Below are 20,949 nucleotides of genomic sequence, written 5' to 3' on the forward strand. Positions count from 1 at the left end.
GCTCCCGCAGGAGCAGGGACGGTACAGGTCACCGTCACCACGGTCGGCGGAACCAGCAACGGTGTCGCCTACACCTACATTCCGGTCCCCACCCTCGTCACGGTGGTACCGAACGTGGGACCCGTGGCCGGCGGAACAACCGTCGTCCTCACCGGCACCGACCTCACCGGGGCCACGGCAGTCGATTTCGGTGCGACACCGGCGACCTCGTTCACCGTCGACTCCGCGACCCAGATCACCGCGGTCGCTCCGGCAGGAGCAGGGACCGTGCAGGTGACCGTCACGACGGTCGGCGGGACCAGCAACGGCGTGGGCTACACCTACATTCCGGTCCCCACCCTCGTCACGGTGGTACCGAACGTGGGACCGGTGGCGGGCGGAACAACGGTCGTCTTGACCGGCACCGACCTGACCGGAGCTACGGCAGTCGATTTCGGTGCGACACCGGCGACCTCGTTCACCGTCGACTCCGCAACCCAGATCACCGCGGTCACACCCGCGGGAACCGGGACCGTGCAAGTCACCGTCACCACCGCGGGCGGAACCAGCAACGGCGTGGCCTACACCTACGTCGCGGTTCCCACCCTCATCACGGTGGTACCGAATTCGGGATCGGCGGCCGGCGGCACAACCGTCGTCCTCACCGGCACCGACCTCACCGGGGCCACCGCGGTCGATTTCGGTGCGACACCGGCCACTTCGTTCACCGTCGACTCCGCCACCCAGATCACCGCGGTCACACCCGCGGGTTCCGGGACCGTCCAGGTCACCGCCACCACCGCGGGCGGGGCCAGCAATAGCGTGGCCTACACCTATGTTCCCGTTCCCACGCTCGCCACGGCGGTACCGAACGTGGGGCCCGAAGCAGGTGGAACCACCGTCGTCCTCACCGGGACGGGCCTGTCCACAGCCACCGTCGTCGATTTCGGCCCCACACCGGCCACCTCGTTCACGGTCGACTCCGACACCCAGATAACCGCCGTCTCCCCAGCGGAAACCGGGACCGTCCAAATCGCCGTCATTACCGGAGGCGGAGTCAGCAACAGCGTCGACTACACCTACATACCCGCACCCACCCTCACCACAGCGGTACCCGACACGGGCGAAGCCGCGGGCGGAACAACCGTCGTCCTCACCGGAACCGACCTCACCGGGGCCACCGCGGTCGACTTCGGTGCGACACCGGCCGCCTCGTTCACCGTCGACTCCGCCACCCAGATAACCGCCGTCTCCCCCGCGGGAACCGGGACCGTCCAGATCACCGTCACAACCGCAGGAGGGACCAGCAACAGCGTCGACTACACCTACCTCTGACGGCGGTCGAAAGACCCGGAACCAATCCGAATTCCCGTACTCGGCGCTGCTTCTCATGAGCGCCGAGTACGGCCGTCGGTATACCGGTGTGGAGAGTACGTCCGCTAGCGGACCTGCTGCGCTGCCGCACGGAGGTCGGCCAGCAGCAATGGCAGGATCGCCTCTTCGTGTAGATCCTTGCCGTGCAGGGCGTGCAGATCGGCGGGCCAGGCGTCCGCGGGTGTCTCCAGCCCGAAGTGACGGGAGTAGGTGCGGCTGTCGAAACGCCACGGCTCGGCGGTGGCGACCGCTGACTGGACAGTGCGGACGATGACCATGCCCGCGACGTCGATATCCGCACGCACTCTGACGGCTATCCCCGCTTCCGCGGCGCCGGCCAGCAGGTCCAGTGCGGCCAGCGCGGGCATGCCGTCGGTGCACACCAGAGCCGGGCATTGCTCGCCGAGTTCATCGGCGGCGGCCTCCGCCACCGCCGGATTCTCACACACGAACAACTCCGGCGGGGGCGATGCGAAAGACCACGGTCCCAGCAGATCCCGCAGTGTCAGCCACGAGGGAGCCCCGCGCCGGTGCCCGGCGGTGATATCCAGTGCGACATTCAGTGTGAGCACCCGCGAGGAAACGGTGTCGCAGCGCACACCCGCCGACGCCCACGCCGCCCGCCACCGCCTGCCCGGCCGGGCGGGCGGCGGGCTACCGCTTCTGATGGCTACGAGACGCGCGACCGTGCGCCCCAGTTCGGTGCTGTGATCGAGCGCGTGCGCGTCGCCGGTGGCCTCGGCCGCGAGCCGGCCGAGGCGCTTCGGCGGACCGGTCCATGGCAAGAGCGGCCACACCGCGGCGACACTGCCCGCCAACTCCTCGGCCCGGCCGGAACCCAGCTTCGGCGCCCTCGGACCGGCCAGCCATGACTCGACGATGTCCGCGGACAGCCCGACCCCGCCGAGGGTGTCCAGCACCAGGCGGCGTTCCCGCTGCTGTGCCCGCTCCCGCGCCGCCGCGAGTTCCCACCCGACCGGTAAGGGACCGCCGTGGAGCAGTTCGGCGAATCGGGCGACGGTGAGCCCGTGATGCGCGAGAGCGGCATTGAGCGCCCGCAGCGTCACCGCGTTCCCGGAGATCTCCCAGTCCACACCAAGCAATCGCCCGACTTGACGCCGCTGTTCGCTCGTCAGCGTCAATTTCAGCGATCCGCGTTCCAGCCCGCCGCCGCGATGGACGCGGCGGTATATCGCCTCGACAACGAGTGCGGGGCCGGGCAACGCGGCCCAGGTCCGTAATCCGGCGGGCAGCTCATCCATCGGCGGGCTCGAACAGGCCGTCCACCAGCACGGGTTCGTGCGCTGCGCCGAGCCGGTCCACGTCCACCTCGGTCAGCGTGCCTCCGCACCACAGGTAGGGCAGCACGTCGACACCGGGCAGGTGCTTCTCCCTGGCCAGTTCGTAGATCGCCACCGCGGGCACCGTCTCGTAGGTGCACCATTCATCGTGTGCGGTGAGCATGATGTCGAGCTCGAAATCGACTGTGAGCCCCATGAACGATGCCTTCACCTGAGCGTCGACACCGGTCATCGCCTCATCGAGCCACACCCAGCGCGGTGCGTGCGCCGCGGCCGCGTCATAGGCGACCACCGCCGCGGCGAATAACGGCTGCGACAACAGCACCACCTTCTCACCACCCGATTTGGCGCCGTGCTTGGCCGCGTCGAACGGCACCCACCGGCTGGTGCTGCCGGGCCGGTAGTGCAGACCGATCTTCAGCCAGCCTCGATAGTCGAGTGCCCGGCCGAGCTGATGCTTCCAGTCCACCGCGCCCTCGGCGGCCGCCTCGGAACGGGCTTCATCGATCTTGCGAGCGAGATACTGGCGCACCATCTCCTGCCGGTCGACCGACAGTTCGGCATAGCCCTGGCCGAGCGCGTCGAGTACCGCCGCCGCATCCGGCTCGGCCGGATCCGCGTGCCAGACCACTTTCACGGTGTGGCCCTGCCGGGTCGGGCGCTTGGCCAGCTGGTTGTTGATGTGGCTGAAGGTGCGCTGGGTGTAGTCGAGACGGTCTTTGAGGTGCTCGATGAAGGTCGAGCCGAGCAGGGTAGCCAGCACGCGTTGCTGCTCGGCGTCGAATCTGTCGCGTTGTTCGACCACCCGTGCGGCCAAGGTATCGGCCGCGGCGGGCGGCAGCTGGAATCCGGCGGTGCCGTCGGTATGGATCTCCGCCCGCGGCAGGGTCTCATCGTCGTCGAGGATTCGTGCGTCCTGCTGGGGCAACAGCGCCTGGCGCAGTTCCTCCAGCTTGTTCACGCATGCCCGCCACGCCCGATCCACGTCGGCGGGCTCGACTTTGAGCTCGACCGCGCGGCGCACCGCGGTCGCCAGATCCCGGGCCGCCTGCACATTCCGGCGCTCCGGCACCTCTACGGCGAGCGGCTGAGCGAGCCCGTGATCGAGCGCTTCCCACAGCCGCGCGATCGCCTGGTCGCGGCGCTGCTCGGCGTCTGCCCGTTCCCGTTCGTGATTGGCCAGCACCTCTTCGGCGCGAGCCTCGTCCACGCGCGCTCCGCTGAGCTGCTGGTCGTAGGCGTCGCGTTCGCTCTCCAACCGCTCGACGCGAGCGTCGAGTTCCGCCTTGCTCGCCAACTGCTGCTGCTGATCGGCGCCGAGCGCCTTCTCGGCGGTCCGCAGTGTCAGTTCGAGGTGGCGTTGTTCCTCCGCGACATCGTCGCGTGCGTTCTCGGCTTCGGCCCGCCGCCGCGCGATCTCCTCGAGGGTGAAGATCGCGTCGTCGTGTGCGTCCTCGGCCGTGTCCAGCTGCCGCAGGACCATGCCGTAGCGGTCTATGTCGCCACGCACGGCGTTGAGCGCATCCGCCTGATCGGTGAGTCGGTCCTGGGAGAACCGGTGCACCGCAGCGTATTCGGCCAGGGCGGCGCGTGCGACATCGAGATGAGCCAGTTCGGTCCCGTGCTTGGATTCGGCATCGGCGAGTTCGCCGTCCCTGGCGATCGTCGCGCGGGTGCGTTCCCCCCACAGCACCACCGCACCGTTGAGCTTGCGCTCCTCGGATTCCGGCAGCGCCCGCTCCTCGGCATCCAGCCGATCCAACGCCGCACCGGCCTTCGTGATCCCGGAATCGATCGCGGACAACCGCTGAGCCAACTCGTCCCGCTCGACTTCGAGTGCGGCGATGCGGCGTGCCCTGGCCGCCTCCCGCGCAGCGGCGCCGACATAGGTCGCCGGTCCGGCGGGATCCGCGCGACCGGCGAGTCCGCCCACGCGCCAGCAGCCGTCGGCGCCGAGCCAGTCACCGGCCGGTTCGGGTGCTCCCGCGGCACGCCAACCGAATCGGGCGAGCGCCCGCCGAACGAGTTCGACTCCCACGCCACCGGCTTCGACCGGTTCGAGCACCGCGAGCAGGTTCGTGCCCGACCGCTCCGCGGTCGCGGCGTCCGCGACCAGTCCCAGATCGGCGAACTCGACGTCGATGGCGCCATCCGGCGCGACCCAGGCGTCGAGCAAACCAGACCCGGCCAGCGCCGCCTCCAGTACCTCGAGCTCCGAATCGTCCACGCCCGGAACCGGATTGACCAGACGCCACAGCGGCGCGCCCTGCCCCTCGGAGATATCAGGCCGCGTCCGCCGTCGCCATGTCGTCGGAACCGGCGGCGCGGCATCGGTTTGCGCCCTCACCTCGGCCAGCTCCGCGGCGACCGCACCGGAGCGCTGCGCGATGGGCGCGCGCTCGAGCAGCCCGGACTGCTTACGCTCCTGCCATTCGGTGCGCGCGGCCGAGATGTGGGCACGCATCCGCGCCGTCACCGACGGCGGTGACGAAACCTCGCCGGTGTCCTCGATGACCGTCAGTTCGGCGATGAGATCGCACCAATCGGCCAGGATTTCGTCCGTTGGCCCGGCCACCTCGGCATCGCCGGACCATTCGCGCACCCGCGCCTCCAATGTCCGCGCGGCGCGCCGGACAGCCGACAGTGCCTCCTCCTCAGCCGCCCGCGCCCCGGCGAGCCGGTCCTCGGCGGCCTCGACCAGCCTGCCGGACCGCTCCACTCGCTGCGCCGCCGAGGCACGCTTTTCGTCGAGTTCCCGCAGGTGCCGGAATCGTTCCTGCCGGGACCGATGTTCACCGATCAGCGCGTCGACATCCCGGGTCGGCAGGTGACGCCGCACCGCCTCCGTCAGGCCCGCGAGCACCGCGTTGGCCGCCATCGACTGCTCAGCGGCACCCAACGCTTCGGCGGCATCGCGCACCTTGTCGGCGGCCTTCGTGACCTTCGTGGCGGCGTTCGCCTCGGAAACGCGTTCTCGTTCAGCCAGTTTGACGGCGCCGTCGTGTTGGGTTCGCACCCGCCGGAGTTCGCGGCGCAGCCCCTCGATTCGTCCGGTCGCGGATACCGCGTCCTTGTAGGAATCGGATTCGAGCAGCTCCCGCAAGGCCGTCCGCGCGTCCCCGAGCGCGCGGCGGGTCTCGGCGAGCCGCGTCTCGGATCGGCCACGCAACGCCATCGCGTCCGACAGCGTGGTCTCGGCGGCCTTCTTGTCACTCGTCGTCTTGTCCAGACTGGTGGTGGCGGCGGCCATCTCGTCGGACCGCAGCCGCAGCACCCGCTTGGCCCACGGCTGCCACCCCGTGCGGACGAATACCGCGATCGCCCGCGCCGATTCCTCGGTGCGCTGCATCGTCGCCCGGAGTTGTTCGAGATGCTCCCAGCCATCGGCGAGTTGATCGACTTCGTGAGAGGCCAGCGGCGGCAGCGCGTCACGCAAGGTCATGGCAAGGCTGGCCGGGTTGAGCCGCTCGCCCAGTTTCGGCTTACGCAACTGCTTGAGCAGTTCGGTGAGATTGTCGTACGACTCGGCACTGAGCCCGTAGAGTTCCTCGGCCAGCCTGGCCCGGTAGGCCGCGGCACTGCTCGGCAGCGCCACACCGTCGATCTGCTTGAGGTCCTTGAGTTCGAGCGCGCGGCCCGCCTCTAGCAGAGTGAAATCCCGGCCCAACCGCTGCCTGGTGACGAAATGCCAGGTGTTGACCGAAGCGGCGCCACTTCCCGCGCGCGCCGAGGCGCCGAGCCCGCAGGTGAAATAGGCCGGGGACCCGTCCTCGGCGATCCGGCCGAATTCGGCCCACGCGTATCCGAGTCCGGCATCGGCGGGTTCGCGTGGGTCGTCGCCGTCACCGGTGGGCAGCAGATTGAATCGCATGCTGCGATGCTGGGAACCGAAGGGGTCGAGCACCGACGGCGCGATCTCGCCGCGCAGCAGTAGCAGCGTGGTCAGTTCCAGCACCTTGGTCTTGCCCGCGCCGTTTCCGCCGCGCAGCACCAATCTGCCGTCGGCGAACCAGAATTCGGCGTCGTCGTATTCCCACAGGTTCACGATGCCGACACGCAGCGGCTGCCATCGTCCGCGGCTCGGCGACGGCAGTTCCCGGGACTGCGCGGCGTGCAGCCAGTCCTGCCCCCAGGCGCGGATGCCTGCGAGTTCGACGGTCATCGAGACTCCTCTATACGCGCGGTTTCGGCGAGAATCTCCGGCGTCCGGTATCGCGCGGCCGCCGGGGTCAGCTGCCACAGTCCGGGGCGCAGTGCCGGGCGGAGCAGATCGAGCGCCCGCAGCAGTTCCACCACTCTCTCCCGACGCGCGGTCGGCGCCGCGATCTCGGCGGTGATCGACTTCGGATGCCGCACCGCGACCTCCTCGACGGCCTCGCGCAGGTCGGCCTCGGCTACCACGCCGTCGTCGTCCCGGCGGCCATACAGGTCGCCGAGCACGACCAGAGTGACGAAATCGACCGCGCGCAATCGCGGGAAGGCCAGATCGGTTGCCGACTCCTCACCGGCGATGAGCGCCAAACCCTCGGCACGCTGTTCCACCACCCAACCGGTCATCTCGGTGCACCACGCCACCACCCGGGTGCGCTGGCGGATCAGATACGCACGCTCGGCTTCGGTGAGATCACTGTAGAGGCAGACCGGCAGCTCGATGATCCGCCGCATCACCGCGAACCGTTCGGCCGCCTCGGTGAACACCGCGCCGCGCTGGTCGAGTGCGGCCTTGAGCGCGGCCGGGTCGGCCATACGCAGCAGCATCTCGCGCTGCACGCCGTAGGTGCCGCCGACCTTGTCCGCCTGCCTGGCCCAGCCGTCGCGGCGGTCGACGCCATCGCTGCCCGCGATCGCCAGCGCGCCGGCCGATACCAGCAGCTCCAGCGCAGTGATGAACAATTTGCGCTCGGTGAACCGGTCGGGCTCATAGGGGGTGACCGGGCAGTCGTCGCGCGTGGAGATCACCCTGACCCGATCCGACAGGTCCTGGGTGGAGGTGATGTCCTCGGCTTCCTCCGCGGCCGCGGCGGCCAGCAGCGCGAGCACCAGCGCCCGACGCGGCGGCGGGTCGACCCGACGCGGCGCGATCACGGTGTCGCCCAAGGGTAGGCGGAACAGCCTGGCCGCGGTGTCGGTGACCACAAGACGGTAGCCGAGGCGGGAGGAGAACCAGTTCACCAGTTCCGGCCGGTGCCGGGGATGCCGAACGAGGCCGAACAGTTCCCGATGCCGGACGCGGTCGACCACCGGGTTGGCCAGCAGTCCGATGAACGCGCGGCGCAGGCCGAGCGCGTCCCGGTCGTCATCCACGGTGCACCGCCTCCGCCGGGTCGAGCGTGAAGAGCCAGTTCCGCGTCACGAGCCTGCCGTGCGGGCAATCCAGGGTGGTGGTGCCCGCAACCGCGGGCTCGGTCAATGTCACCCGCCATTTGCCGTCTTCGGTGACCCCGGCACGCCGCGGCTGTCCACGTCGGCCGCGCGCGGTCGCCAACAGATCGAGCAACAGCCGCAGTTCGGGCTCCGACAGCGGCGCCCAATCCGCCAGTTCGGTCCCCGATCGCGCGCGCAAAGCCGCCTCGGCCTCCCGCCGCTGGGCCAATGCCGCGGTCCGCGCCCGCCGTGCCGCCGCCCGCCCGGCGGACATATTCATCGCCTTGACCCGTCTGCCGACCGCGGCCCGCTGGCCGTGTTCCCGATAGCGTGCCGTGATCGGCGCCGCGGGCGCATCCGACCACGGCACGGCGTGGTCGTCGGCGCCGTCGGCGGCGATCAGCAGATGGCGTGCCGGGAACAGACCGATGGCCGTGTCCCACATGCGCCAGGCCGTTTCGTCGTCAGGTGCGCGCTCGATCGCACCGGCGAGCTCGAGCAACTCCCCGCGCCGGGTCAGCGCGCCGCCGGTATCCAGCAGAATGTGCATATTGCGGGCCCACGGCGCCACCAGGTCGCGCAATTGCCTGCGCAGCCGTCTGGCCTGCCCGTCGGCGCCGTCGAACCAGCTCCGCAACGATTCCCAGGTGCGCGTCCACCGCTGCACCTGTAGGTCCACCACGTTCTCGGGCGCGTCGTCGGCAAGGGCGCCGCGCACGCACGCCCGCCATACCGAGTCGATCAGCTGCGGATGCACCCGCGCCATCAACGCCGCGACAGCCGGGGTGTGAATGTCGACCTGCTCACCCCACATCCCGACATAGGATTGCAGCGTCCGCCACAGGACTTCCTGCTTGTCCGGGTCCGGCCCGCCGGACAGCGCGTGCGCCAGGCTGCGCTGCCAAGACCGCGCCGCCACCGCCATACCGTGATGCAAGGTGATGACCTGTTGGTACTCCGCCGCCGCGGAGGGAAAGTTTTGGTCCCGCAACGCGTCGGCGAACCCGCGCAAGCGGTCGTGGATCGCGCGCGGAGCCAGCGTCAGATCCGCGGCGGCATCCTCGTCGGCGGCCAGATCCGCGGTCCAGAACGCGTGCAGCCGGGCCGCCGTCGGAGTCAGCTGGAAGCGGTCACGACGCCGCAGGAAGTCCTCTCCGGTGCGCGCGGGCTCCTGCCACCGATTAAGCACTCCCCACCGCACCAGGCTGATCAACCGAGCATCGAGCGCGAAGGAGTCCTCGTGCAGCAGCCGATCGGCCACCTGCTGTCCGGCGCGCTCGCTCACCCACGCCCGCAATCGCGCGGCGATCTCATCGAACGACATACCGGTCAGACTGGTGTCCTGCGCCTCCACCAGCACATCGACGATCGCGCGATACTGCGCGGCGAACCGAGACACCAAGTAGGCGGGCACCAGTTCCTGCCCCGGCAGATGAGCGGCCCAAGGGTCGATTCCCGTCGATTCGACCAGCTCATCCCCATCACCCACCGGCACAGAATAGTCCGGCGGGCCGCGGTCGACGCAATCGTCGAGCCGCGGATGTGCTCACCGGCGCCCTTTGCGCTTGGCACGGGGTCGACCGGAGCGGGAAACCCCTTTCATGGGAATCACATTGGTGCGGGCGGGTGCGGCCACCTGGGCTCCGGCCACGGCGAGTAGCTCCGCCATGCCGGTGCGGTCGGGGTGATCGCAGTCCTGGAGCGCGGCGACCACGTCGCGGGCCTGTGCTCGCGGCAGGTCGGCGAGCGCGTCGGTGACGGCGTCGGGCCCGTGGATTTCCAGCAGGTGCAGGAACTGCTCGGCCATCCCGCGCAGTCCGTCCTCGGGATCGAGCTCGTCCGGGTCGATCTCGTCGTCGGCGACCAGCATCTGCAACACGATCGGGCCGACCTGCCGGTCCGCGCGCAATTCTCGCAAGAACGCGGATCGGTCGGGCGCGGTGCGGGCCAGCACATCGAGCATCACGGCCGCGCGGGCACGGAACGGGCAGCCGCGCACCCCGTCGAGCAGCAGCGGCAGTCCGCGCTCTCGGCCGCCGTGCGCGGCCAGCCACCCGGCGATCTCCGCGTCGGCCGTCTCCGGGCTGTAGTGCTCGGCGATCATGCCGAGGAGCTGGGCGGGTTCGGCCTCGGACAGCTCACCGACCAGCGGCGCGAAACGGCCTTCGCGGAGCAGGCGGGCGCGCACCGCGTAGGTCGCCAAGGGGGTCAGCGAGACCAACTCCATGGCGCCCGCGCCGGGTGCGAGCGCGGCACGCAACCGATCCCGAGCGTCCGGCGGCATCGCGGGATCGTCGGCGTCGAGCTCCCAGCTCGAGTCCAGGTCGGCCCGGTAGATCGGATCGGGATGGCCGACGGTCAGCTCGACCGCACCGAATTCGGCCAGCTGGCGGAGCAGCCGCCGCAGATCCGAGCCGACTCCCTCGCGCCATCGCGTCGCGGTCGCGGGATCGAGGGCGTCGAGATAGAACTCCGCGGCGCAAGCCGACCAGACGCTTTCGGCCAAGCGGACCACCGGCATCGGCTCGGGCAGTCCGTACACGGTGTTGAGCACATCGGGCAGCACCTCGTCGAGGATGATGTCGAGCATCCGGGTGTGTTCGGCCGCCCACGAGGCCGGGCGCGCGAGGAGGCCGAGGGCGGGCTGCGCGTCGAACGCCGCCGTCCACAGCGCAAGGCCATCCCGCAGCAGTGGCGCGGCCTTCGCCACGCACACCAGCCTGTTCTTGACCACCCGGACGAGCCGGATCTTCTTGGCCAGATCGATCGCGCGGGTGAGGCCGCCCAGGTCGGCACTGCTCTTGGTGCGAAACACGCGCTCGCCGATCCGCGGGTCGATGGTGTCTCCGGTGTCCAGCAGTTCCACCAGTTCGCGGGCATCGGCGAGTCTGATGTTGCCGGTCGTGGTCAACGCTCGGCCGTCACCGACCCAGCCGACCAATGCCCGCAGCCGGGCGACGACCGGCGTCTGCTCGGCGACCGCGGCGAGTTCGGCTTCCTCCGGCAGCGAAACCGGCAGTTGCACGATCGCGCGTTCGTGTCCGCCACCGCCCTCGAGGGCGTGCCGCGAGGCGATATGGGCGAGAACTTCGTGGTCGTAGTCGACCCGGCCGACGCCGACGTCCTCGAAGAACCTGTTCATGGCGGAACCGTCGGCGGGATCGACACCGTGACGGATCGCGGTCATCATCCAGAATTTGGCGATACCGAAGTTGCGCTCGTCGGCCATCGCCACGGCGAACTCGGCGGCGGACTCGGTGATGGCCGCGTCGACCTCGACCGATGTGTCGCCGGTGGGATCGGCCAGCCCCGTCGAGTGCAGGTAGGCGACGAGCAGACGCAGGGAATCCGGTACTCCGAGCGCGTCCTGCGCGCTGATCGACAGCCGCCGCGGTGCGTGCGACAACAGGAATTCCTCGGCCAGCGCGGCGGTCCAGTAACCCAAACGCCCGTCGATGCTGTGGTGCCGGAAATCCATCGCCGCGGCGAGCACGAAAGGATCGACCGAATGACCTCGCTCGGCGGCCCAGGCCGTGCAGCGCCGGGTCAACAGTTCTTTGGCCGCTTCGAATGCCTCGGTGTCTTCGGGCTCGAAGTAGGTGCGCATCGCTGTTCCGTCGTCCTTGCTGCTCTGGGTCGCGTACAGGTTATAGTCCGAGCGCGGCCGATGTGAGCCGTGCGGGATCACTCCCGCACGAGCATGAGGTCGGTTCTTCGGGCGACGGCCGTAATCCGAGAGGTTTCCGATCTGCCGCCGCACCGAGCTCACGGGCTTCGGTCGTCGAGCCTAGCGACCCGTTCCGAGCACCCGCGATCAGGTTCCGCGTCCCGGAACCGGTGCAAACGCCCGACGGCAGTCGCCCGCCGAGACGGCCACGTCACGAACGGCGGTCCCACGGCGAGCCGGCACGAACGGTGTTCGCACGGAACAGCGGCCGGCGCCGGCGCGCCGACCGCTGTAGATGTGGCTTGTATTCGATGCCGTTCGTGATCGGTTGGGAAGAAAGGAAATCAGAAACGACGGGCGGCGGTGTACGGCATGGAATCCATGTCGGATTCTATGACCCCCGTGCCGTAATCGGAGGCGTGGATTACTTTGCCGTCGCCCGCGTAGATGGCCGAGTGGCCGCCGCCGTAGTAGGAGATGACGTCGCCGGGCTCGAGCTCGTCCCGGGAGACGGGGGTGCCCGCGGCCAATTGGTCGTAGCTGGTGCGAGGGGTGTCTATGCCGGCTTGGTGGTAGGACCACTGGACGAGGCCGGAGCAATCGAAGGTGTCGGGGCCGGTGGCGCCGGTGCCGTAGTTGGAGCCGATCTTGGCTCGGGCCGCCTCCACGGCGAGTTCGCCGGAGGTCTTGGGGGCCACGGATTCCGACTGGGAGGAGCCGGGCGAGAACAGGAAGGTCGTGAAAGGGGCGGTGAAGCCGAAGAATTCGGACGGTACGGAGAAGAGCAGGGACGAGGACGCCGAACTCGAACCGGTATCGCTCGAGGCGGTGTCCCTCGCCGCGGCGGGGGCGGTTACCGCCGGATCGGTGAAAGCGACCGTGGGCAGGCCGTTCTCGACTTCGGCGCCGCCGAGGGGGGTCAGGTTCCAGATTCCGAGGGATCTGTCGGGGGTGGGCGACCTTCCGGTGACACCGCCGGGCGGCACGATTGCCGGCGGAATCATATTCGCGTCGACGACCACACCCGGGAATCCGATGGCCGGAAGCGCGCCAAGGGTGACGGTATGGACGGCGGGTGTCGAATATTGCGTGCCGGCGGGGGTGCGGCCATTCCGGGAGTTCGTCGACGTCCCGCTCTGCTGCGGATCGGTTCCGTTGTTCGGAGCGGCGCCGGTCGAGTGACCCTGGTCGGGCTCGGTGATGCCGGATCGACCCGTATTCGGGGCAATGCCGGGTTGCGCGGATTTCGGGGTACCCGACTCCGGCGTACCCGGCTGCGCGGATTTCGGGGTACCCGGCTGCCCGAACTCCGGCGTACCCGGCTGCCCGAACTCCGGCGTACCCGGCTGCCCGAACTCCGGCGTACCCGGCTGCCCGAACTTCGGGGTGCCGGGCTGCGCGGACTTCGGGGTGCCGGGCAGCTGTGAAAGATCCGCGCCGGGCGATGTGAAGCCGGGAAGGGCGTCGAGACCGTCGCCGAGGGGCAGGATCCTGGACAGTTCGGACAGCAGGCCGAGTTCCATCTCGGGCCCGCGCGGGCCGGTTCCGAAATCGCTCCCGCCGCGCTGGAATCCGGAAAGGAAGGCGTCGAAATCGTTGTCGCCGAACATATCCGGGAAGTCCGGCAGGGCGCCGAGTTCGATCGTCGGGTCGTTGGGGGTCGACGGCCGTTGCTCGGCCACGGTGATGCCGGAGATCGCGGGCGCGTCGGCGATCAGCGGTGCGTCCACCGGCTCTTCCCCAGCCCCGGACATGACCGGCGGTCGCGACGGCTCTCCGATGTCCGAGACGGTGGCGTCCGCGAGATCGGCGCCGAACCCGTTGTCGACGGTGAAGAGCGGAATGTGACGCACGATACCGGGCTGCGCGCCGTACCGCATTTCGGCGACTATCGGGCCCGAGATACGAATATCGGGATGCTGAATTTGCATCGTCCCTGGCGCGAATTCGAACTTCGGCGCTTGGAATGCGGGGACAGGGATATTGTCCGCAATGTCTATTGTTCCGATGCCGGGAACGGTGACCGGCGCGGCGGAGGCATTGCCCGCCGTCAGTAGCAGGGCTCCGAGAGCGGCGGCTGCGGCGCCGACCGTCAGGACGATCACACGGCGCAGCCTGCGGGTAGATCGGACGTCTTCGGGTGCTGCCATTGTTCGGTCCTCCGATGGTCACATCGACGGCCGATGGCGGACGCTCGGTGTTCACCACGGCCTTCGAATTGATTCGAAAAACATCACGGTGATCTGTTCTGTCCAGCGGATCCGAGAGCCAATCATTCGGCAGATAGCCGTCTAAGCAAAGTCGAACACACGTTATTTCGATAACGAACAAATAAAGAATTAACTGGCGAATTTATTCGTTTATTGGCAATAAATTGCCCCGCGGGCGAATTGCATCGCACCGCGGGGCAGGTGATCGCCGTAATCGCCGGTCAGACGGTGATCTGCTCTTCGATCTGCTGGGCGAGAGTGCGCAGGCGGGCGGCGAATTCGCGGGCCGCCACGGGATCTTCGCCGGAACCCTTCACCACCCGCCGACTCAGCGCGGCGAGTCTGGACTCCACGGTGCTGAACAGGTCGGCGGTCGGTTCGGCATCGGCGTCGACCTCGCCGCGCAACCACGCCTGCAACCGCTGCCGCACCTCGGCCTCGCCGCAACGTTCGGGCAGCACGGCGACGGCCTCGCGCAGTTTGACCGCGGTGACCTTGACATCGGGCGCGGCGGCAAGGGTCGTGTAGACGGCCACCGCGGCGTCCTCACCGTGTTCGGCGGCCACGGGCAGCAGTTCGCGCACCTGACCCTCGTTGATGCCGGGCGCCACCGGGTGCAGCCGGGCGGCCAGCGGCCACGCGCGAATCAGTTTGTGCGCGTAAGAGCGCTGCATATCCCAGCGCTGTTCGACGTAGTCGTCGAAGCTGGCGTGCGCGCTGCGGTAGAGCCGCCCGTCGCGCACGATCTGCAAGGCGCGACCCGCCGACCAGAACGCGATCCGCAAGCCGTCGATGGAGGTTTCGCAGGCGGCGAGCTGATCGCGTTCACGCGCGCTGAGCGGGCCGTCGCCCGCGGCCTCGGGCAGCGGCATGGTCAGCACATCGGGCTGTTCGACCGTTTCGGCGCGCCAGCGCGCATCGCGCAGCGGCGATACCGCCGGTGTGTGTTCGGCGGTGTCGGCCAGCGGATTCGCCGCGCCTATCGAGCCCTTTCTGCGTTGCGGAGGCATCAGGCGGGCACCTCCACGGCGGCGCGATACGGGCTGACCAGCTCGTCGCCGACCTGGCGGTACTCCCCCAGATCCTCGATGGGATTCTCGGCGCCCGCACCGACTTCCCCGTCGGCGGCTTCGCGGTACCACTTCCACGCGCTCAGGTAGCTGCTGAACACGTCATACCCCGCATCCTCGAGATGGGCTCGCTGCGTGCGGTATTCGGTGGATACGTTGACGCCCTTCTTCATGGTCACCGGCACCTTGGTCATGAGCACCCGCACACGGATCTCGCGTCCGCTGCCCGCCGCGGCCTCCTCGGCGGCACGGTAGGTGCTCGGCACGCGCTTGACCTCGGAGGGACTGACGCTGGTCAGCAGGAGCAGTTCGTCGCTGACCGGGATCGCGGCCTTGAATATCTCCGCGGACTCACCGCCCGCGTCGATGATGACGACGTCGTAGGCGGCGGCATTGTCGGCGACGCAGTCGGCGACGTGACGCGACGGGAAGGCGATGAGTTCGAACGGAATCGGGATGCCGCTCTGCGACAGCCGCCGGTGCCAGGAGTATCCGGTCTGACTGAGCGGGTCGGCGTCGATGACGAGCACCCGGCGTTCGTGGACCTGCGCGAAATAGGAGGCCAGGAAGAAGGCCGAGGTGGTCTTGCCGACTCCGCCCTTGAGATTCCCGAGTGTGACCACCAGGGGCCGGGGCAGTTCGAGTGGTGCGACAGAATTCGACATGGACAATCCTCCGTGGATGAGGAAAGCGTGAACTGTGCCGGGCCAGTCTGGCACGGGCGGCGCTCGTGACGGCCGCACGCGCGGCCGTGTCGGCGCGCCGCGCTCGCGTGGGCGTGCGCGAGATCGCCGGGCACACCGGCGGCGCTCGACCACGGACCTGATCCGCGCACCGGGCGCCGGCGCCGCAGATGTGTCCAATTGGACACAGTCCGAGTTCCGCACGGTTCGATCTTTGCCGAACATTATTGTCACGCAGTCGATTTCAGCATTTCACTACGGTGCGGGCGGAAGCGACGCGAACTCGCGCAGAATCCGCGCCACCTGGCCAGGACGCTCGACATTCGGCGAATGACCGGCCCCGGCGACGATCTCGACACGCGCGCCCGCGGCGCGGTATCCGGCGGCCGTGCGGATGACGTCGTAGAGCTGGTCACGGTCGCCGTGGATCACCAAACAGAGCTTGCCCGGTCTGGCGGATCTGCTCGCCCCAAGGGGGCGGCGGCCAAGCGGGCGCGGCGTTCGGCGATGACGGCGCGGTACATGGCGCGGTGGTCGCGGATCGGCAGGCGCGAGTCGGCGCAGGCGTTGTCCATCCGGAATCCGGGGACGAAACCCGCGCGCGGGCCGACCCGGCGTCGTCACCGCACCCGGGCCGGGCGGCGCTCCTCCTCGAAACGCAATTCCAGGGTGACCGGAATGACCTCGACCTCCAGCGCCCGGCGCAACCGGGCCACGGCGTGGTCCAGGATCCGGCGGCGCAACTCGGCGACATCGGCGTCCGGTTCGGCGGTGACGACCAGGTACAACTCGGGGGCGGTGCGGATGCCGCCGATCCAGGCGCCCGCCGAGCGCACGCCCTCGTAGGTCTCGATATCGGCCGCGACGGGTGCGGCGGCGGTCGACGAATCCAGGACGGTCACCCCGGCCGACCGCTCCGACCGGGTGCGCCAGGTGACCGGCTTCGGCATGCGGAACAGCTGGGCCAGCAGCCAGCGCAGGCACAGCAGCGCGAGCACGACCGCGCCCGCGACGACCGCGACGAACACCCCGGTCGGCGGGGCGGCGGTGCCGGGAACCAAGGTGGTGTCGGAGTCCACCCAGCGCAGCCGCCCGTAGTGGGCGGCGATCAGGGCGAGACCCGCGGCGATCAGCAGTACGCCGGTGAGGCCGAGCAGGCTGCGGTTCAGCGCGGCCGGGCGATTGCTCTCTGTCACGACGACTCGCGCTTCGTTCTCGGACCGCGCAGCCGGGCGCGCACCCGCCGCACGGGCGGGCCGAGTTCCTGGACGCGGCGGGTTACGGCGGCGCAGACCTCCTCGGCGATACCGTCGGTATTGCTCTGCCATGCCTGTCCGCGCACCGTCACCGTCTTGCGGTGCAGTTCGACTCGCACCGATTCGAGTCCTTCGACCTGTGCGGCGGCGGTGCGAAGGGAAGTGCGCAGGCCCGCGCGGGATACTCCCGCGCGCACTTCGTCGGACTCCGAGAGCGGCAGCACCGCGGCGCGTCCCGGCCACAGGGCGGCCCCCAGGGCGAGCAGTCCGAGGAGCGCGACGGCGACACCCGCGATGAGTACCTGGTAGTCACCCCAGGTCAGGTCGTGCAGGCGGGTGGCGACGGTGTCGTAGGACAGGTATTGACGCGCGCCCGCCATGCGTTGGATCAGCGAGACGGACACCGCGACGCACAGTGCGAGCACCACGATTGCCACGACGACGGCCGGGATCACCCGGCGCGAACGGCGGATCACCGAATCCTCCCTCCGACAACCTTTTCCGCGGTCAGCTCGGCGACGGAGATATCCACCGTTGCCACCACGAGACCGGTGAGTTCGGTGGTGCGCCGGACCAGATGGGCCCGGCACGCATCGGTGACCGAGGCGACCGGATGTGGATAGCCGATACGCACCCGAATATCCAATGACGTTCGGTCACCGCGAATTTCGGCATTCGCCTCGACCTCGCGCTCGATTCCGGCGACCTCGCGCGCGGCTCGCGCGGCGATGCGCCGCACCGCGCGCTCGGAGACCGTCGTGCGCCCCGGCAGCTCCTCGATCGCCGCCGTCATCGCCGGCTCCGGCGCTGCGCCGCGCGGACGATCCCGGACACGTCCAGCTCGCCGTCGAGCCACCGCCCGACCAGCAGGCCGACGATCCCGAACAGCAGCACGATGGTGAACGCGCCGAATCCGCCGAAGGCCGCGGCGAATCCGAGCGCGAGCCCGACCACCAGGCAGATCGTTGTCGCGTTCATCTACTGCACCCGGCTCACGCGGGCCGGCTCTTCCTCGTCCGTCCCGGGAATGAACACGTCGTTGACATTGATGTTGACCTCGACGACGGCGAGCCCGGTCATCTGCTCGATCGCATTGATGACATTGCGGCGCACCGCGCGCGCCACATCCGCGATCGCGACGCCGTATTCGACCACGATCTCCAGGTCGACCGCCGTCTGGGTCTCTCCGACCTCGACCGAAACCCCTTGCCCGACACTGGCCGAGGCACCGGGGATACGGTCGCGCAGTGCGCTGAACGCACGTGCCGCGCCCGCGCCGAGATCGTGGACGCCGCGCACCTCGCGAGTGGCGAGACCGGCGACCTTCTGCACGACGATATCGGCGATGGTGGTGCTGCCGAGCTCGCTGCTCAGCGCGCTCACCGGCCTCTGTTCGGGCGTGACGGTACGGGCGGGTCCGTCTGCCTTCGCGGCGGTGTCGGTCTTGTCGGTGGTGGTCGCGTTCATGGGGCTCCTCCTCGTCGATGCGGTGGACGTGCTCTATCGGTAGGACACCGGCCGGACGCGATCGTCACGGCCGGGCCGTGGATCAGGTACCCCCTTCGTCGGAATCCATTGCCGTGGAACCAGTTCCGGTCGACGCGGAGCCGGTGTCGCGGAAGGCGGCGGCGTCGAGGTCGGTGACGATCAGCCGCAGCGGCGAAGCCGACCATTCGGTGCCCGTCAGCGCGGCGCGGACCGCGACCGCCGCGTCGTCCAGCAGCGGTGGCAGCGGCAGCGCGGTGGCGACGACCCGCACCTCGACGCGCCCGGGAGACAGTTCGACCGCTGCCCCGCGGGCGTCCGAGGGCCACCACCGCGGCGGGTCGGCGCCCGAGGCGGCCGGGCGCAGACCGGTGATCGACTCCAGCGCCGCGAGCACGGCTCCGACCGCCGCGCCGCCCGCGGTGATCACGACGGCTCCGGTTCGATATCGGTCACCGTCACCGACACCTCGGCGACGGCGGCTCCGGTCTGCTCCCAGACCACGCGCGAAACCTCTCGTTGCACCGCGCAACCGACCGTCGCGACCCGGCATCCCGCCGCGAGCACCAGGTCGACGCGCACCGACAGCGCGCCGCCCGTGTCGTGCCGAACGCGCACGCCGTCGGCGGAAGCGGGCTCGGCGCCGGTCCGGCGCTGTCTCCCTTTGCGCACCAGGCTCGACACGAGTCCGCGCATGCCGGGTTCGAGTCGGGCCACCCCGGGAGTGGCCAGGGCGGCACGGGCTGCGACCGCGGCGAGGACCGCGTCCTCGATCACGATCTCCGGCGGCGCGCTATCGGTCACGGTGGTTCTCCCGGTCGGTGACGATATCGGCGACGACCACGTCGAGCCGGTTCAGCACGAGGCCGATCCGGGTGTCGATCGCGGTGGCGACCCGCTCGCGCACCAACGGCACCGCCGTGTCGACGGTGGCGCGGGACGGGTCGATCGCGATCGACAGGCAGACATCGACCCGGTGGCCGCCGTCGTCGTCGCGGCAGGCCGGGCGCACCGCGCAGTGCCGCGCCCTGACCCCGGACACCGTGTCGGCGGCATAGCGCAGCACGGCCGCCACGGCCTGTTCGCTGACCTCGACCGCGCCGGGTCGCGGGGTCGGCACCTCGAGCGCGCGACCGCGCCGGGCCTCCGCGCGCACCGCGGACATGATGCGTCCGACCAGATCGGGCGGGGTTGGCTCGGGTTCGTCGATCAGTTCCGCGGTGGCCGCCCGCAGGGCGCGCAGGCTGTCGCGCGCGGCGGCGCAGTGCGGGCAGGAGGTCTCGTGCTCGTCGCCGAGTCCCGCGTCGACCGCGTCGAGCCGGTCCCAGACCTGCTCCACTTCGCGACCGCAGGGCAGCCGGTAGTCCTGTCCCTCTGTCGTACTGTTCACCGCCACGGGTTCATCACCTCGGACAGTTGCGCTCGCGCCCGCGCGATGCGGCCGCGCACGGCCGTCCTGTTCGCGCCGACGATGTCTGCGATCTCCTCGTAGGACAGTCCGTCCACCTCCCGCAGTAACCAGCAGGCCCGCTGTTCGGGGGTCAGCGTGCCCAAGGCCGCGTGCAGGGCCCGCAGCTGATCGCTGACCTGCGCGGCGTGTTCGGGTTGCGCGTCCGAACGCGGTGACGCGGTGTCGTCGAGGTCGACGTCGACGCGCGGTCTGCGGGCCCGGATGGCATTGAGGCACTGATTGGTCGTCATGCGATACAGCCAGCCGACGAAGGCCGCGTCGGTCTCCAACTGCGGCAGCCGCCGCCATACGTGCAGGAAGACCTCCTGCACGACGTCCTCGGCGTCGGCCCGATCCCCGAGCATCTTGGTCGACAGGCGCAACATTCGCCCCTGGTAGCGCAGTACCAGTTGCTCGTATGCCCGCGTGTCGCCGTCACGGGCCCTGCTGACCAGGGTCGCGTCGTCGGGTGCGGCGTCGGGCACCGCTTCGATCGTGGTCACAACACCTCCTCCGCCGCTCACGTGTGGGACAACGGAAACGGAGAATCGTCACGTCCATTATCGCGTGATGGTTGTCTCAGCGGTTGCCGCGTGAGCGAACCGGGCGCGCCGGTGTCTTCTCCAGGTGCGCGACCGACCCGGGAACCACGACGCCATGGCTTCCCCGGACCGACCGGTGCGCGCGCCGCATTTTTCCCTGGCCGACGTAAACCGTTGGCGCGCAGACCGATCGAAGCGGATCGCAGCATACGTAGCGGCATCGGGAACCGTTGTCACGGTTTCGTAACGGCGCCGCGTGGGTAATCAGCGAGGTATGACAGTGACGGATGAGCGACCAACCCGAATCGCCGGTGTCGACGTGGGGTCCGCCGTCCTGGCCGCGACGACCTGCCTCGCCTTCACCATCGCCGTCGCCGTGCTGGCCGGCTCGGCCGGGCTCACGGTGGTGGCGGGCGCCAGCCTGCTGTCCGGCCTCGGGGTGACACGGACGATCCTGCCGAACGTGGAGTAGGACCCCATCCCACCGCGCGCCCGGTCGCGGCTCGCATTGTGATGTATCCCCGCGCGAGGCGCATCGCCGCCGGGCGGTACGGCGCGGGCCGTAAGG

General features: G+C 69.6%; 20 protein-coding genes. 2 read left to right on the plus strand and 18 right to left on the minus strand.

Going from position 1 to position 20,949, the window contains the following annotated elements; all coding sequences use genetic code 11:
• The coding region (locus APZ21_RS28860) for a beta strand repeat-containing protein (RefSeq protein WP_204249176.1) at window positions 1-1,314 on the plus strand (1,314 nt) is incomplete at its 5' end.
• 104 nt (window positions 1,315-1,418) lie between these two features.
• Here the strand turns inward: APZ21_RS28860 and APZ21_RS28865 are convergent.
• The 18 genes from APZ21_RS28865 to APZ21_RS28945 form a co-directional block, all read right to left on the minus strand.
• Window positions 1,419-2,615: a DUF2399 domain-containing protein gene (locus APZ21_RS28865; RefSeq protein WP_054816441.1), complete on the minus strand. Its 1,197-nt coding sequence runs from the start codon at window positions 2,613-2,615 to the stop codon at window positions 1,419-1,421.
• Window positions 2,608-6,816 carry a TIGR02680 family protein gene (locus APZ21_RS28870; RefSeq protein WP_054816442.1) on the minus strand — a complete coding sequence of 1,403 codons (4,209 nt, stop codon included), beginning with the start codon at window positions 6,814-6,816 and terminating at the stop codon, window positions 2,608-2,610. Before APZ21_RS28870 ends, APZ21_RS28865 begins: the two co-directional genes overlap by 8 nt.
• On the minus strand, window positions 6,813-7,958 hold the full coding sequence (locus APZ21_RS28875) for a DUF2398 family protein (RefSeq protein ID WP_054816443.1): 1,146 nt from the start codon (window positions 7,956-7,958) through the stop codon (window positions 6,813-6,815). The genes APZ21_RS28870 and APZ21_RS28875 overlap by 4 nt, the downstream gene beginning before the upstream one ends.
• A complete protein-coding gene (locus APZ21_RS28880; RefSeq protein ID WP_054816657.1) occupies window positions 7,951-9,507 on the minus strand; it encodes a DUF2397 domain-containing protein in 1,557 nt (518 codons plus the stop codon). The genes APZ21_RS28875 and APZ21_RS28880 overlap by 8 nt, the downstream gene beginning before the upstream one ends.
• Before the next feature lie 57 nt (window positions 9,508-9,564).
• Window positions 9,565-11,625: a hypothetical protein gene (locus APZ21_RS28885; protein WP_054816658.1), complete on the minus strand. Its 2,061-nt coding sequence runs from the start codon at window positions 11,623-11,625 to the stop codon at window positions 9,565-9,567.
• 404 nt (window positions 11,626-12,029) lie between these two features.
• Window positions 12,030-13,835, minus strand: a complete 1,806-nt coding sequence (locus APZ21_RS36515) for an NlpC/P60 family protein (protein ID WP_371852311.1) — start codon at window positions 13,833-13,835, stop codon at window positions 12,030-12,032.
• Between the two features lie 281 nt (window positions 13,836-14,116).
• Window positions 14,117-14,905 carry a hypothetical protein gene (locus APZ21_RS28895; protein WP_054816445.1) on the minus strand — a complete coding sequence of 263 codons (789 nt, stop codon included), beginning with the start codon at window positions 14,903-14,905 and terminating at the stop codon, window positions 14,117-14,119.
• The gene (locus APZ21_RS28900; RefSeq protein ID WP_054816446.1) at window positions 14,905-15,630 is read right to left on the minus strand and encodes a ParA family protein; all 726 of its coding nucleotides are present in this window, start codon (window positions 15,628-15,630) and stop codon (window positions 14,905-14,907) included. The genes APZ21_RS28895 and APZ21_RS28900 overlap by 1 nt, the downstream gene beginning before the upstream one ends.
• Window positions 15,631-15,903: 273 nt before the next feature.
• On the minus strand, window positions 15,904-16,080 hold the full coding sequence (locus APZ21_RS34475) for an alpha/beta fold hydrolase (RefSeq protein WP_156371387.1): 177 nt from the start codon (window positions 16,078-16,080) through the stop codon (window positions 15,904-15,906).
• A 188-nt stretch (window positions 16,081-16,268) separates the two neighbouring features.
• Window positions 16,269-16,844, minus strand: a complete 576-nt coding sequence (locus tag APZ21_RS28905; RefSeq protein WP_054816447.1) for a hypothetical protein — start codon at window positions 16,842-16,844, stop codon at window positions 16,269-16,271.
• On the minus strand, window positions 16,841-17,380 hold the full coding sequence (locus tag APZ21_RS28910) for a DUF6286 domain-containing protein (protein ID WP_239476881.1): 540 nt from the start codon (window positions 17,378-17,380) through the stop codon (window positions 16,841-16,843). The genes APZ21_RS28905 and APZ21_RS28910 overlap by 4 nt, the downstream gene beginning before the upstream one ends.
• Window positions 17,377-17,697, minus strand: coding sequence for a hypothetical protein (locus APZ21_RS28915; protein WP_054816448.1), 321 nt, complete (start codon window positions 17,695-17,697; stop codon window positions 17,377-17,379). Before APZ21_RS28915 ends, APZ21_RS28910 begins: the two co-directional genes overlap by 4 nt.
• A complete protein-coding gene (locus APZ21_RS28920) occupies window positions 17,694-17,882 on the minus strand; it encodes a hypothetical protein (protein WP_054816449.1) in 189 nt (62 codons plus the stop codon). Before APZ21_RS28920 ends, APZ21_RS28915 begins: the two co-directional genes overlap by 4 nt.
• Window positions 17,883-18,371: an Asp23/Gls24 family envelope stress response protein gene (locus APZ21_RS28925; RefSeq protein WP_054816450.1), complete on the minus strand. Its 489-nt coding sequence runs from the start codon at window positions 18,369-18,371 to the stop codon at window positions 17,883-17,885.
• Window positions 18,372-18,453: 82 nt separating this feature from the next.
• Window positions 18,454-18,819: a hypothetical protein gene (locus APZ21_RS28930; protein ID WP_239476883.1), complete on the minus strand. Its 366-nt coding sequence runs from the start codon at window positions 18,817-18,819 to the stop codon at window positions 18,454-18,456.
• Window positions 18,816-19,193 (minus strand): Asp23/Gls24 family envelope stress response protein, encoded by a 378-nt coding sequence (locus tag APZ21_RS28935; protein WP_054816451.1) that lies wholly within the window; start codon window positions 19,191-19,193, stop codon window positions 18,816-18,818. The genes APZ21_RS28930 and APZ21_RS28935 overlap by 4 nt, the downstream gene beginning before the upstream one ends.
• On the minus strand, window positions 19,183-19,785 hold the full coding sequence (locus APZ21_RS28940) for an anti-sigma factor family protein (protein WP_054816452.1): 603 nt from the start codon (window positions 19,783-19,785) through the stop codon (window positions 19,183-19,185). The genes APZ21_RS28935 and APZ21_RS28940 overlap by 11 nt, the downstream gene beginning before the upstream one ends.
• Window positions 19,776-20,342 carry an RNA polymerase sigma factor gene (locus APZ21_RS28945; RefSeq protein WP_082393542.1) on the minus strand — a complete coding sequence of 189 codons (567 nt, stop codon included), beginning with the start codon at window positions 20,340-20,342 and terminating at the stop codon, window positions 19,776-19,778. Before APZ21_RS28945 ends, APZ21_RS28940 begins: the two co-directional genes overlap by 10 nt.
• A 313-nt stretch (window positions 20,343-20,655) precedes the next feature.
• Between APZ21_RS28945 and APZ21_RS28950 the strand changes: the two genes are divergently transcribed.
• Window positions 20,656-20,853, plus strand: coding sequence for a hypothetical protein (locus APZ21_RS28950; RefSeq protein WP_054816453.1), 198 nt, complete (start codon window positions 20,656-20,658; stop codon window positions 20,851-20,853).
• Window positions 20,854-20,949 lie beyond the last annotated feature (96 nt).

The sequence above is a fragment of the Nocardia arizonensis genome (genome assembly GCF_001310275.1).
GTDB lineage: Bacteria > Actinomycetota > Actinomycetes > Mycobacteriales > Mycobacteriaceae > Nocardia > Nocardia arizonensis.